Source organism: Winogradskyella pacifica (genome assembly GCF_003386275.1).
Lineage (GTDB): Bacteria > Bacteroidota > Bacteroidia > Flavobacteriales > Flavobacteriaceae > Winogradskyella > Winogradskyella pacifica.
Map to the genome: position 1 here is coordinate 13,799 of NZ_QREI01000002.1, position 14,650 is coordinate 28,448.

11 protein-coding genes are annotated in these 14,650 nt (G+C 33.6%); 1 reads left to right on the top strand and 10 read right to left on the bottom strand.

Features of this window, described 5'->3' with window-relative positions:
* Positions 1–56: 56 nt before the first annotated feature.
* From DFQ09_RS04280 to DFQ09_RS04295, 4 genes are all read right to left on the bottom strand, one after another.
* The gene (locus tag DFQ09_RS04280) at positions 57–470 is read right to left on the bottom strand and encodes a hypothetical protein (protein ID WP_115808431.1); all 414 of its coding nucleotides are present in this window, start codon (positions 468–470) and stop codon (positions 57–59) included.
* 174 nt (positions 471–644) lie between these two features.
* On the bottom strand, positions 645–1,073 hold the full coding sequence (locus DFQ09_RS04285) for a DUF4268 domain-containing protein (RefSeq protein WP_115808432.1): 429 nt from the start codon (positions 1,071–1,073) through the stop codon (positions 645–647).
* The gene (locus DFQ09_RS04290) at positions 1,074–1,748 is read right to left on the bottom strand and encodes a ZIP family metal transporter (RefSeq protein ID WP_115808433.1); all 675 of its coding nucleotides are present in this window, start codon (positions 1,746–1,748) and stop codon (positions 1,074–1,076) included. It lies immediately after the preceding gene.
* Positions 1,749–1,753: 5 nt separating this feature from the next.
* Complete coding sequence (locus DFQ09_RS04295) at positions 1,754–2,485, bottom strand: SAM-dependent methyltransferase (RefSeq protein ID WP_115808434.1); 732 nt, start codon at positions 2,483–2,485, stop codon at positions 1,754–1,756.
* A 202-nt stretch (positions 2,486–2,687) separates the two neighbouring features.
* On the opposite strand from DFQ09_RS04295, the gene DFQ09_RS04300 reads away from it, so the two are divergent.
* Positions 2,688–3,845, top strand: a complete 1,158-nt coding sequence (locus DFQ09_RS04300; RefSeq protein WP_115808435.1) for a THUMP domain-containing class I SAM-dependent RNA methyltransferase — start codon at positions 2,688–2,690, stop codon at positions 3,843–3,845.
* A 248-nt stretch (positions 3,846–4,093) separates the two neighbouring features.
* On the opposite strand, the gene DFQ09_RS04305 is transcribed toward DFQ09_RS04300, so the two are convergent.
* From DFQ09_RS04305 to uvrA, 6 genes are all read right to left on the bottom strand, one after another.
* Positions 4,094–4,570 (bottom strand): hypothetical protein, encoded by a 477-nt coding sequence (locus DFQ09_RS04305; protein ID WP_115808436.1) that lies wholly within the window; start codon positions 4,568–4,570, stop codon positions 4,094–4,096.
* Positions 4,571–4,687: 117 nt separating this feature from the next.
* Positions 4,688–7,099, bottom strand: coding sequence for an alpha-ketoacid dehydrogenase subunit alpha/beta (locus DFQ09_RS04310; protein WP_115808437.1), 2,412 nt, complete (start codon positions 7,097–7,099; stop codon positions 4,688–4,690).
* Positions 7,100–7,253: 154 nt separating this feature from the next.
* A complete protein-coding gene (locus DFQ09_RS04315) occupies positions 7,254–10,100 on the bottom strand; it encodes a gluzincin family metallopeptidase (RefSeq protein ID WP_115808438.1) in 2,847 nt (948 codons plus the stop codon).
* A 178-nt stretch (positions 10,101–10,278) separates the two neighbouring features.
* Positions 10,279–10,965: an LOG family protein gene (locus DFQ09_RS04320; RefSeq protein ID WP_115808439.1), complete on the bottom strand. Its 687-nt coding sequence runs from the start codon at positions 10,963–10,965 to the stop codon at positions 10,279–10,281.
* A gap of 172 nt (positions 10,966–11,137) precedes the next feature.
* On the bottom strand, positions 11,138–11,305 hold the full coding sequence (locus DFQ09_RS04325) for a lmo0937 family membrane protein (RefSeq protein ID WP_115808440.1): 168 nt from the start codon (positions 11,303–11,305) through the stop codon (positions 11,138–11,140).
* A gap of 177 nt (positions 11,306–11,482) precedes the next feature.
* Positions 11,483–14,311 (bottom strand): excinuclease ABC subunit UvrA, encoded by a 2,829-nt coding sequence (uvrA, locus tag DFQ09_RS04330; protein ID WP_115808441.1) that lies wholly within the window; start codon positions 14,309–14,311, stop codon positions 11,483–11,485.
* Positions 14,312–14,650: the final 339 nt, after the last annotated feature.

A 14,650-nucleotide genomic window follows, 5' to 3' on the forward strand; every position in this document is an offset into this window, starting at 1 on the left:
TAAATACATAAATTAGAAACAGACCGTTTTAAGTTGTATGTCTGTTCTTGTGGATATCAAATTATAAAAACTTGGAATTGGATATGAAGCCTAAGACAAGGTTCATTGATAACGCTTTCTGAGCGGTATGGTTTTTTTTGTAGTTCTTTAGAGGAAAACTCAAATAACAGTGCATTTATAAAAGCTGTTTCTAGGTAGTCTTTATAGTACTGTTTTTTACTAGAAGCTTCTTCGTCTTCTACTTTGTTACTTTCAATAACTTCAACATTTCTTCTATCATCCGCACCTTTATGATACGGAATAATAGTTGCATCACTAAATTGTTTAGTATACGTAAGTGTTATACTACAATGATGGGTAGTGAGCGTGTTTGTTGTATTGCCAATAGCTTCATTAGCTTGTAAATTAGCAAATGTGCTTAGTAATAGAACAACAATTAAAGATAAGTATCTATTGAAAGTCTTTTTCATTTCGGGGGTCAAAACTATACCATTAGATTTATATTACCAACAAGAGATAGTTTTAATTTTAGCATTACAATGATAAATATTTCTTAAAAAAATTAGAGCGCTTAATAAGGTGAAATGGTTTTTCTTAGTGATAGCAATGCTTTTAAGCTAAATAAAAGAAATCTAGTATAAAAATTAATCTTTTATAATATCGCTATATTCATAAAAAAAGGATTCAAATAAATCCATATTTTCATTAAAAAATTCCATAACGTCTCTCCATGTATTTTTATTATGGATCGATACTTTTTGCTTTAATGGTAAATATATTCGTGAAATCTCCTTTCCATTTTCTAGGATGTATTCTTCTTCAAAAATAATTTCTGGAAGAAAATCATTCTTTAATATGCTTTTTAAAGAGGTGAGTTTTTCCCAATATTTAATACGATTCTCCAAATCATCTTCAATATCTAAAGCGATTAAAGCGGACTTCGTATCGAAATGAAACTTAAACGAGAACCCTTTTATTTTTGTATCGTATAACAACCATTTTCTAGGAAATGATTTTCCGAAGCTGATCCAGAATTCTTGTCGTAATAATCGTGATTCTTCTTTTGAAAACATTTAGATGAAATAAGCAATTAATATTCCTAAGCAGATAGCGACTAATTTAGATAAATTAAACTTGTGGCCCTCGCCAGATTCAAATAAAATAGTGGTAGAAATATGTAAAAAGATACCTATAACAATAGCATTAATGACATCTACATAAGTTGCCATAAAGCTAGAGTGATTAGATATTAAGGTTCCTAAAGGCGTCATAGCCGAAAATATTGCTAAGAAGCTTATAATCTGTAATTTGCTATAACTAGATTTTAATAAAAATGCGGTTATTAAAATGGCAATCGGAATTTTATGAATTAAAACTCCATAAACCATATCATTATGTTGGTGTATGGGAAAGCCTTCTAAAAAACTATGAATGCATAAACTGATAAAAAGTAACCAAGGAAATTCGTTGTCCTCTTTATGAATATGAACGTGTCCATGCTCAGCTCCTTTAGAAAAGAACTCTAAAATAATTTGAAGTAATATACCACACATTATATACAAACCAGTGAGCTTGGCATCAATGTGCTGATAGACTTCTGGTAGTAAATCAAAGAGTGTTAATGCTAATAAAAAGGCACCACTAAAAGATAAAAGCAATTTGGTGTAAATTGACTTTTGGTTTTTAGTGACTAAAGCGATAGCAACACCGATGATTACGGCAAGTAATGGTAATAAATAGCTATTCATGCAGTTTACTTAAAAATCATAATCATACGCTCAGATGTCTGAGTATGATATTTGTGTAATTTATAATCTCCAAAAACATCCAACAAATGTACTCCTGCTTTTTCAAAAAGCGTTTCAAAATCTTTTAGCGTAAAAGCTTTTACACGTTCCTGAAATTCGAAATGTTCACCGTCAGCATCAAAACTAATATCTTTAATAATGTAACCATCTTTAACCGATCGTTTTTGATGAAAATCAATCCCTTCAACTGTTTTAATATTTTCTGGAATTAAATTTTCAATAACGTAATTGGTGTTCATAAAATCGATAACACCAAATCCAAATTCATTTAATTCTGCTTGAATAGACTTTATCGTTTCAAGATTACATTTTTCGTCTTCAAAGTAACCAAAACTAGTAAAAAGATTAAAAACAGCATCAAACGTATCAGGATAAGGTTTACTCATATCGTGAACCTTAAATTTTAGTGTGTCATTCTCAAATTGCTCCGCATAAGCAATACTTTGTTCTGATAAATCAGCACCTGTAACATTATAGCCCAAAGAGTTTAAGTACACAGAGTGTCTTCCTTTACCACAAGCTAAATCTAGAATTTTACCTTGTTCGGGAATGTTAAGATAATTTGTTAAATTATCCATGAAATCCTGGGCTTCAGTATAATTTCTGTCTTTATATAAGATATGGTAGTAAGGGGTGTCAAACCACGATGCGTACCATTGTTTTGCTGGTTTAGTCATATTTATCTCCTAATAAAAGTAGGAGTCACTTTCGTTAAAATAATTAGTTGTCATTACGAGAAGCATAAGCGTGGTCATCTCATTATCAATAAAAAGATGGTGTCAACTTTGTCTTAAAATTTCGTAATGACGAGTCCTATTCAAATTTTAGGGTGTCATGCTGCAAAAATACTGTATTTTTGCAATCTATTTGACGGAATTTATGGAAGATAATTACAAGATGTTAGCCAAAACACTATTTGGCTTCGAAGATATTTTAGCAAAGGAACTCACACAACTTGGAGCCATGAAAGTGGAAAAAGGTGTGCGAAATGTGAGCTTTGAAGGAGATAAAGGCTTTATGTATAAAGCGAACCTTGGAATTAGAACGGCCATAAAAATATTAAAACCTATTCATTCTTTTAGAGTGACTAAAGAGGAAGATCTTTACAAAAATGTAAAGAATATGAAATGGGAAGACTATTTAAAATCTACTGGATCTTTGGCTGTTGATGCTACGGTTCATAATAGTGTCTTTACGCATTCGCAATACACCGCTTTAAAAACGAAAGATGCTATTGTAGATCGTTTTAGAGATATTGACGGTACGCGTCCGGATGTAGATTTACGTTTTCCAGATTTAAAAATAAATGTACATATAGATCGTCAACGTTGTACGATTTCTCTAGATACTTCTGGAGAATCATTACATAGACGTGGTTATAAAACGGCAACGAATATTGCTCCAATTAATGAGGTTTTAGCTGCCGGACTTATTATGATGAGTGGTTGGGATGGACAATCTGATTTTATGGACCCGATGTGCGGTAGTGGAACGATGTTGGCAGAAGCCGCTATGATTGCTTGTAATATTCCGCCAAATTTAATGCGAAAAGAGTTTGCCTTTGAACGTTGGACAGATTGGGATGTGGAATTATTCGAAAAAATTGAAGAATCCTTATTGAAAAAAACACGTGATTTTCATCATAAAATAATGGGTTACGACAAATCTCCGTCGGCAATTGTAAAGGCGAAAGAGAATATTAAGAATGCACATTTAGATGAATTTGTACATATTCAGCATGAAGATTTCTTTAAAACTCAAAAATCGGGTGATGAAAAATTACACATGGTTTTTAACCCTCCTTATGGTGAACGTTTAGAGAATTTAAATGTTGAAGAATTCTACGGTAATATAGGAACGACTTTAAAGCACGGTTATCCCAATACCAATGCGTGGTTAATTACCTCTAATCTTGAAGCCTTAAAATCTGTAGGTTTAAGACCTTCAAGAAAAATAAAAGTCTTTAACGCTAAGCTTGAAGCACGTTTGGTGAAGTACGAAATGTACGAAGGTAGTAAGAAGACTCATAAGCAGTAGGTTAATCTTTAGTCTTTAGTCGTTGGTTGGTAGTCGTTAGTTAAAAGCCTAATGTCTCAGTAGTAGTTTTCAGAAACGAAGTGTTTTTTCGAATGGATTTATAATATGAATGAGCAAATAGAGTTTGTTTTTTAGAACAATCTCTCCGTGCATATTTGAGCCTTCTTCGTGTAACTCTGTGTCATAACTTTCAGTGCTAATTTTCAGAGTTCATCTTTGCGTCTTAGCGCCTTTACGAGAAATACAAATTACCGCTCCAAAGCCTCCAATTGCAAATTATAATCATACTGTAAATCTTCGTGTAACACTTTAATTTTTTTCTTCACAGAAAGCACTTGACGTTCATATAAATTACTCAGCGTAGTATTTTTATGAATTGAAGGTTTTAATTCATTCATCCGTTCACAAAAATAGAGTAGGAGCTCCACTTCGGTTGTTTTCTTTAACGAATAACGACTGTATACTCTGATTTCTCTGAGAATCTTACGTATCGTTTTCTTCATATAGAAATAGCTATCGGTATTAATACCTTCAAACAAATTATCTAAACTCGCTTTTACACTTGCGATGTAACCATCCTCATCATGAGATTCAAATAACAAATAGGTGAGTAGTGCTTTATTTTCTTTTTTGAATTTGCCTAAGCGTAAACACAGCTCTAAAAGCTCCTCTTGAGAAAGGTGTTTGAGTTCTTTTTTGATGGTAACGATGGATTCAATCTTCATGCTATAAATTTAAGACTTTTCGTTGTAGTTGTATATGAAACCCATGTAAAACTAAAAGCAGCTAATTATATGTCATAATTAACTGCTTCTATATATTTTATAAAATTGTGATTCTTATTATCTTAATTTAGGATAATCAGCAGGACTCAATTCATGCATCACATCATAAATAGCTTCAAAAATATCTTCTGCAGATGGCTTTGAAAAATAATCTCCATCTGTACCATACGCTGGTCTGTGTGGCTTTGCTGCTAAAGTTTTTGGTGCACTATCTAAATACTGAAAGGCATCTTGTGTATTTAAGATTTCATTCAGAATATAAGCCGAAGCTCCTCCTTTTACATCTTCATCAATTACCATAACACGGTTGGTTTTGGCAATACTTTTAACGATATCGTGATTCAAATCAAAAGGTAATAATGATTGTACATCAATAATCTCTGCATCAATACCAACCACTTGCAATTCTTTTGCCGCTTTTTCAACTAAACGTAATGTTGAGCCATAAGATATAAGGGTAATATCATCACCTTCTCTAATGGTTTCTACAACTCCGATTGGTGTTTTAAATTCCCCGATGTTATTTGGTAATTTTTCCTTTAACCTATAACCATTTAAACATTCTACAACCAAAGCAGGTTCGTCACTGTCTAATAAAGTGTTGTAAAAACCAGCGGCTTTAGTCATGTTTCTTGGTACTAAAACATGAATACCTCTAATTAAATTAAGAACACCACCCATTTGCGAGCCAGAATGCCAAATACCTTCTAATCGATGACCACGAGTTCTTACAATTAATGGTGCTTTTTGGCGACCTTTAGTTCTGTATTGGACTGTAGCTAAATCATCACTCATTATTTGAATTGCGTACATAATGTAATCCAAATACTGAATTTCTGCAATTGGTCTTAAACCACGCATAGCCATTCCTATACCTTGTCCTATAATGGTCGCTTCTCTAATACCAGTATCTGAAACTCTAAGTTCTCCGTGCTTTTCTTGAAGACCTTCTAAGCCTTGATTAACATCTCCGATATAACCAGCATCTTCTCCAAAAATTAACGCTTCTGGATAGTTACTAAATATAGCATCGAAATTTTCTCGTAAAACCACACGTCCATCAACTTCTTCGGCGTTGGCATCATAAGTTGGAATAACTTCAGATTGGTTAAAAGCACTTTTCTGTGATTCGCTATGTAAATGCGAACTGTATTTAGGTTGAATGGTATTAATATAATTTGTAATCCAATTTTGAAGGGCTGTTTTTTCTGAAGATGATTCAGAAACCACATAGCGTAACGCCTTTCTAGTTGCCGTAAGTATATTGCGTCGTAAAGGTTCATCAAAACCTTCTAATTCGTTTTTTAGTTTGGTAATAAACACGGCATTTGGACTAGATGCTGCTAGTTGCTCTAACATACTCAGTGCTTCTTTACGTTCTGCGATTATAGGATTTATACACGCTGCCCAAGCTGCTTTTTTACCTTCTCTAACTGCTTTCTTAATGGTACGCTCTATAGCTGTTAGTTCTTCGTCTGTAGCAATGTTATTCTCGATAATCCAAAGACGCATTTGTACATTACAATCGTACTCTGCTTCCCATGCTAAACGTTCTTTATTCTTATAACGCTCATGAGATCCAGATGTAGAATGGCCTTGAGGTTGTGTTAATTCTTGAACATGTATCATTACTGGTACATGTTCGTTTCTCGAAATCTTAGCAGCACGTTGATACGTGTCAATTAATTGAGGGTAATTCCAACCATCAACTCTAAAAATTTCGTAACCTTTTTGGTCTTCTTCACGTTGAAACCCTTTTAGTATTTCAGAAATATTTTCTTTTGTTGTTTGATGTCTCGCATGTACAGAAATTCCGTAATTATCATCCCAGATACTAATGACCATAGGTACTTGTAAAACACCTGCAGCATTTATAGTTTCAAAAAATAAGCCTTCACTTGTACTGGCATTACCGATGGTTCCCCAAGCAATTTCATTACCTTCCTTAGAAAACATTGCGGTATCAATACCTTTAACTTCTCTATATATTTTAGACGCTTGAGCTAAACCTAAAAGTCTAGGCATTTGTCCTGCGGTAGGAGAAATATCTGAACTAGAATTTTTTTGTTCTGTTAGGTTTTTCCATTGGCCATTTTCATCTAAACTATGGGTTGCAAAGTGGCCTCCCATTTGGCGACCAGCAGACATAGGCTCTTCTTTAATATCTGTGTTTGCATACAGACCAGCAAAGAACTGCTCTATAGTCAATTCACCGATAGCCATCATAAAGGTTTGATCTCTATAATAACCAGATCTAAAATCTCCATTTCTAAATGCTTTTGCCCAAGCGATTTGAGGGATTTCTTTTCCGTCACCAAAAATACCAAACTTGGCTTTCCCAGTTAAAACTTCTCTACGACCAAGCAAACTACATTCTCGGCTGGTTACCGCTAATTTGTAGTCGCTTAAAACTTCGGTTTTAAAATCGTCAAAAGTAATTTCTGTTTTGGTGTTAGGATCCGTCTTCATATAGTCACTGTTTAAGTCTTGCGAAAGTACAAAAAATTAAAATTTTATGCAACAGTGAGCAGCGTTATAATCTTGTGATATTCTCAGTGAAATAGCTTTATCGCTGATAATAGCTTAAATTATTTAATAATTTTAACTTTTCAATAAGAATTCCTTAATACCATTTTCGTCTAAAAAGCCCTAAAAGAACTTGTGGGTCTACAGTAAACATAAAACGAATAGACTGATCGTAATTTGGCTGTCCGATTTCCCAACCGAGATTAGAGTAGATAGGGAGGTAGATTTCAAAATAATCCTCAACAAGGTTTAATCGTATGCCAGAATCGTAAACAAATTTAGCATTACTGAATTTGTTTTTTACTAAACCTGCATCACCATAAGCTTGAATGTATCTCCAAATAGAGGTGCTAAAATTAGCTGTAGTCATCCATTGGTTAGCAAAAGGTGTTTCTAACTTCGATTTAAAGCCTCCTTCTGCAATAATAATTTGTTGACTAAAAAGCCCTGAAGCTTCCGAACGACCAAGATAGTTTAGGTCGAATAAATAATCTGTTGGTCGGTCTAAGGCGAAACTAAAATAATTAGAACTAAGGTCAGAACGGTTATCTAAGAATGCACCTGCAAAAAATCTAAAGTTAATATTTCGGTTGCTTTGAGTTAGTTTTCTAAATTCGTAATTAAATGAAATTTTACTGAACTTATTGGCCACTTGGATATCAGTATAGAATTTTGAATAATTAATAACGCCAGGATTGAAATGCGTATACCTTAAATTAAAAACACCATAATCAGGTTCGTCTTCGTCTAAGGGAACTGTAGCGTCCTCGCCAAGTTCTCTAGATATGCTAACATACCTAGCCATAATCTGATCCGTTTGTGGGGATCTAAAATCCGAATCATCTCTAAAACTAAAAGTAACCGAAGGTCTTATTCTGGTAAAAAAGGCATCTGTAGCAAAGGATTGGTAACCTGCAGAAAGCCCATAGGTAATATCATATAGATTTTGATCTTCTAAATTGTGTGAATAGAATACAGAAGTAGAGCCTGTTAATGATTTCGATTTTGTAGCATATTGTGGCGAGAACCTATAGTTTAATCGCTTTCTTAAAATCGTTTTATTATACACTTTTGTGCCTAATGTTAAACCATCATAGATATTATTAAACTCAACCAATGGCATAAAGAATATTTGATTGTAATTAGGGTCTTCAATATCTTTAAATAATCTAAACTGAAGTGGTTTGTTATTTAGAAAAGAGCCATTAACAGCTTTATAATTATCACGCTGATTGTATTCTGGTATCACATTATCGTAATCTAAAACAAACTTCTCTGTACTGTCTTTTGGCAGTGTTACAGTTTTAGTGCCATTTATGTTTTCTACCCATAATTTTCCAATAACAGAATCGTTTTTCAACTTAAAAACTGAAATAGGCATCGCATTATCGCGCTTATTTTTTATGGTTAATTCTAAGGAATCTTCTATGGATTTAATCGCGGAGATTTTAAAATCTATTTTCTTTCTAGTATTTAGGTAATCGCTAAAGAACCAACGAATATCTTTAGATGTTTTAGAGCTGATAAAGGTTTCAAAATCGGTAAGAGAAACTGTTTTTAATTGATTTTCTTGTAAGAACTCTGTGATGTTATCAGATAAGTTGATGTCGTCTGTAAACTGATCTAAGTAATCTAAGCCAACACCTGCTTTATATTTACCCGCAATATTAGTATTGAATTTAGTTAAGGAATCTTTAGACGTGGTTAAAGGCTGATCTCTATTTTTTCTAGCAATCTCCATGGAGTACAAAAAGTACTGAAAATTAAAATTTAAATCGGCAGCATGAAAAGCTCTAATTCCCCAAACGTCTGCTAAGGTTCCTAAGAGTTTCATGTCGGGATAATTTTCTTCAACATAATTAATTAAATAATATACTTGAAGCCCTTCACTTAACCAATGTTCTTTTCTAGGGTTTAATAATAGAATATTGTCTATGTACTTTTTTAATGCGGTTTTAAGAAGTTTTAATTCGTACTGAAAATCCTCAGGAAAAGGTCTAAAAAAAGAAGGTAGTTGATTAAGGCCGTACAGTGGATCTTTTTGGTAATCAATAGAGGTTACCAAAAGTTGTTCATGCGGGTAGGTTCCAAGATGCTTAGTTAGATATCTCGTAACCTTATCTGTTATCAATGCTTTTGCAGGACCAGGTAAGTCCTTTTCTTTTATATCAGAAATTATAATAAAGTCATCAGTCTGTACAAAATTGTATGACGAGAATTTATAAAGTGATAAATAGGTATCTATTCTATCTTTTCCGCTTAGAATCGTGGTTTGTGTGTTCTGTTCTTCGTTAATTTTTGAGGTAATAAAATTGAGCTCAGAAGTGGCTTTATAGTTTCTCGGGTGAGTAATGCTAATAGTTACATCTGCTTTAGGAATAAATAAGTCATCTAAATTCTTGTTGCTATAATAATGCCATTCGCCATCGTATACGGCAGGTGTGATGTACCAATATTTTAAGTCGAAATCTTTAGCTTTAGTTATGCCATAATTCGTAAAAGTAGCATCAGGAATTAACAGCTGATAATTGAGCTGCAAAGTATAAGATTCGCCAGGTTGCAATGGATTAGCTAAGTCAACTTTTAAAACATCGGGGTGTGCTTTTAAATGGTCGTAATTTAAAGGATTTTCAGCATCGTTTTTTATTGAAGTCACCAACGTAAACCCACGTTGTTCGTTTTTAGCTAAATGGAATTTAGTGCTAAACTCTTGTTCAAAACGTTCTGCTAGTGGTGTGGATTTGGTAGAGTAACTATTATTCCAGTCATTAAGATAAATACTGCTAAGCACGTCCTTAGTTTCATTCTTATAAACTATGGTTTGTTCTATAGCGATAGTTTTGGACTCAACATCGACATCTGCATTAATAGCAATTATATTTTGAGCCGCAATAGTGTAGCTAAAAACAATGAAGAGGACTGTTATGAATAGGTTTTTATGCAATTAAGAAATTATAAAGTTTTTGGGATTAGTAACTGCATCTTTTAAAGGGTAATAGCATAAATTATAAAACATCACTTTAACGGTTTCTTGATTAAGAATCGTTAAAGTGAATATTTTTATTGTAAAATAACTTAAAAATTTTTTTTCAAGGTATTGAATTGAAAAATAAAAATTTTTTTTAGAAATTAGGACTAAGATCGTATTCTTTATAAAAATCGTTAAGTATTTCAATTACTTCATCTCCAGAATCCACAAGGTGAATAAGATCTAAATCTTTAGCGCTAATGTTTCCGGCATCTAATAAGGTCGTTTTTACCCACTCCATTAAACCGCCCCAAAAATCTTTTCCAACTAAGATGATAGGAAATGATTCTATTTTGTGCGTTTGAATTAATGTTATCGCTTCAAAAAGTTCATCTAAAGTTCCAAAACCTCCAGGCATTACAACAAAACCTTGCGAGTATTTTACAAACATTACTTTTCTAACAAAGAAATAATCAAAGTCTAAGCTCTTGTCTGAATCTATATAAGGATTGTCGTGCTGCTCAAATGGCAATTCGATATTTAGACCTACAGACGTTCCACCTGCAATATGTGCGCCTTTATTTCCCGCTTCCATAATACCTGGTCCACCACCTGTAATAACACCATAGCCTTGGTCCACAATTTTAGAAGCAACTTCTTCTGCTAGTTTATAATATTTATGGTCTGGTTTAGTTCTTGCTGATCCAAAAATAGAAACACAAGGACCTATTTTACTCAGTTTTTCATATCCGTTGACAAATTCTCCCATGATTTTGAAAATCGCCCATGAGTCATTTGTTTTTATTTCATTCCATCGTTTGCTGTTGCTTTCTGTTCGCATAATATCAATATAATTTATTATAACAATATAAAAGCCATATATTAATATGGCTTTGTCTAATTTTTAAGACTTTCAAAGTTAAGTTAAATAGATTGAAATAGATATTTAAACACAAAAAAAATAAGCGTACCTAAATATTGAGATACGCTTATGAATTTATTTTATTTAGAATTTATAATGGTTTCCTACCCGAAATTATATTATATAAGATAACAACCACAGCAATAACTAATAATATATGTATGAGACTATTACTGCTCATTCCTGGAATAATGTCTAATAATCCAAGTAGCCATACTACTATACAGATAACGGCTACAAGCCAAAGAATACTTTTCATAATGTTAAGGTTTTTGTGTTAGTGAAGTCAAGTTATAAAATATAACAATAGCTTCATTATGGTAAAACCGATTGAGTTAACAATAGTTGTAAAAAAGTTCTTTTTAACTTAAATTTTGTCTGTAGTCTTTAAATGTTTAGAAGGAAATCTTACTTATAGTAGATTGTTGAGTTGCACTTACTGCATTTCCTTTTTCAAAAACTTAGCAGTATAACTCTTTTTATCTTTTATAATTTCTTCAGGTGTACCTTTAGCCACCACATTACCACCGCCTTTTCCGCCTTCGTAACCGATATCTATAATGTAGTCTACGGTTTTTATAACATCGAGGTTGTGTTCAATAATTAAAACGGTATTACCTTTATCTGCTAATTTGTTAAGCACTTTCATTAACACTCTGATATCTTCAAAATGTAAACCAGTAGTTGGTTCATCGAGTATGTAAAAGGTATTTCCGGTATCGCGTTTGCTTAATTCTGTCGCTAATTTTATACGTTGCGCTTCCCCACCAGAAAGTGTTGTAGATTGTTGGCCTAGCGTAATGTATCCTAACCCTACATCTTTAATTGTTTTGAGTTTTCTATGGATCTTAGGAATGTTTTCAAAGAAACTAACTGCTTCTTCGATGGTCATATTTAGAACATCACTAATCGATTTTCCTTTATAGCGAATCTCTAATGTTTCTCGATTAAAACGTTTGCCTTGGCAGGTTTCACATTCGACATAAACATCTGGTAAGAAATTCATTTCAATAACACGCAAGCCACCACCTTGGCACGTTTCGCAACGTCCACCCTTGACATTAAAACTAAAACGTCCTGGTTTGTAACCGCGAATCATGGCTTCGGGAATCTTAGCAAACAAACTTCTAACTTCATCAAAAGTCTTCGTGTAAGTTGCAGGATTACTTCTTGGTGTTCTTCCGATTGGTGATTGGTTAATATCAATCACTTTGTCTAAATGCTCTAAACCTTTTATGCTTTTATAGGGCATCGGTTTTTTTACACCATTAAAATAATAAGCATTAAGAATAGGGTATAAAGTTTCATTGATTAATGTCGATTTCCCACTTCCGGAAACTCCCGTCACACCAATCATTTTACCTAGTGGTAACTCAATATCAACATTCTTTAAGTTATTACCAGTACAACCTTTTAATATCAATTTTTTACCATTGCCTTTTCGTCTGGTTTTTGGGATTTCAATTTCCTTTTCGCCATTGAGGTAAGCTGCGGTTAATGTCTTTTGTTTTAGTAATTCTTTTGGAGTGCCTTCACTAATAATTTCGCCACCATATTTACCCGCAAAAGGACCGATATCAATAACGTGATCGGCACGTTCTATCATATCTTTATCGTGTTCGACCACAATAACAGAGTTTCCAACATCTCTAAGAGAAATTAAGGAATTGATGAGTTTCTCGTTATCGCGTTGGTGTAAACCAATACTTGGTTCATCTAAAATATAAAGTACACCAACTAATTGCGAACCAATTTGCGTGGCTAATCTAATACGTTGTGCTTCTCCTCCAGACAAGGATTTTGAACTTCGATTTAGGCTTAGGTAGGTGAGTCCTACGTCTAATAAAAACTGAACACGACTTCGGATTTCCTTTATGATTTCGGCAGAAATTTGTTGTTGCTTGCTAGATAAACGGTCCATTAAACCATCTAGCCAAACGCCTAACTCTACCACATCCATATTCACCAAATCGGCTATACTTTTGCCATCCACTTTAAAATAGAGAGACTCTTTGCGTAAACGAGAACCTTCGCAAACAGGACATTCTACTTTATCCATATATTCTTTTGCCCAACGCGTTAATGATGTGGAATCTGAATTGTACTGGCTTTCAATAAAATTAGCAACGCCTTCAAAATCAATTTTGTAATCGCGTGTAACACCTAGTAGCTTACTTTCTACTGTAAATTTATCTTTCCCACCATGAAGAATAATTTGTTTTGCGTCTTCAGGAATGTCTTTCCAAGCATCGTTTAAAGAAAAATCAAAACGCTGTGCTATGGTTTCAAACTGTTTAAATATCCAGCTTTTCTTCTGTGGGCCATGGGGTGCTAAAGCTCCATTTTTTATGGATAACGATTCGTCTGGCACCAATTTCTTTGGGTTTACCACATACAATTCGCCAATACCATTACAATTAGAACAAGCTCCTTTTGGTGAGTTAAAAGAAAAATTATTAGGCTCTGGGTTGGGATAAGAAATACCAGAAGAAGGACACATAAGGTTACGACTAAAAAAACGCGGTTCGTTAGTGTCTTGGTCAATAACCATCAATACATCTTCACCATGATACATGGCTGTATTAATGCTCTCCATTAAGCGCTTTTCATCGTTTTCAGTGCTATCAATCTTTAGTCTATCAATAACAATTTCAATATCGTGGGTTTTGTAACGGTCTAGTTTCATACCTTTTTCGATATCTACAATATCTCCATCGGTTCTAACTTTAACAAAACCTTGTTTTGCAATTTGCTCAAATAATTCGCGATAATGACCTTTACGAGAACGCACCACAGGTGATAAGATGTTAATGCGTTTGCCTTTGTAAGACTCTAAAATAAGGTCTTTAATTTGCTCATCGTTATAGCTTACCATTTGTTCGCCTGTTTCGTAGCTATAAGCATCTGCAGCTCTGGCGTACAACAAGCGTAAAAAGTCATAGATCTCGGTAATTGTGCCAACCGTAGAGCGCGGTGATTTACTCGTTGTTTTTTGCTCTATAGCAATAACAGGAGAAAGGCCATCAATTTTATCGACATCAGGACGTTCTAAATTACCTAAAAACTGACGCGCATACGCTGAAAATGTTTCAATATAGCGACGTTGTCCTTCGGCATAAATAGTATCAAAAGCCAAGGATGATTTTCCGCTTCCTGATAAACCTGTAATTACGACAAGTTTTTCCCGTGGAATGGTAACATCAATGTTTTTAAGGTTGTGAACACGTGCTCCTTTGACTTCAATATAATCGTTGAATTGGCTCATATTTGGATTTGTCCTCTTATTGTTTTTAGCAAAGCTGCAAAGGTACAAATTATAGTTGTTAAAAATAACCGTAGTAATGTCTGTAATAACAATCTAAAATAATGATATGAGCGTAAATTTATTTAATTACAGCACCATAATTATCTAAACGCGACTTAACTTTACGATATATAATATGTAACGCTATGGAAAAATTATTAAGAATTATAGGTGCTGCTTGGGGAGCTAAGAAAATAGGAGGTGGTAAGTGTGGTTGTATAGGTACTATCGTGGTATTTTTTATACTCTATTGGCTGCTTGGGTATGTATTTGAGGTGTTTTAGAAGTTGTATTATTTTT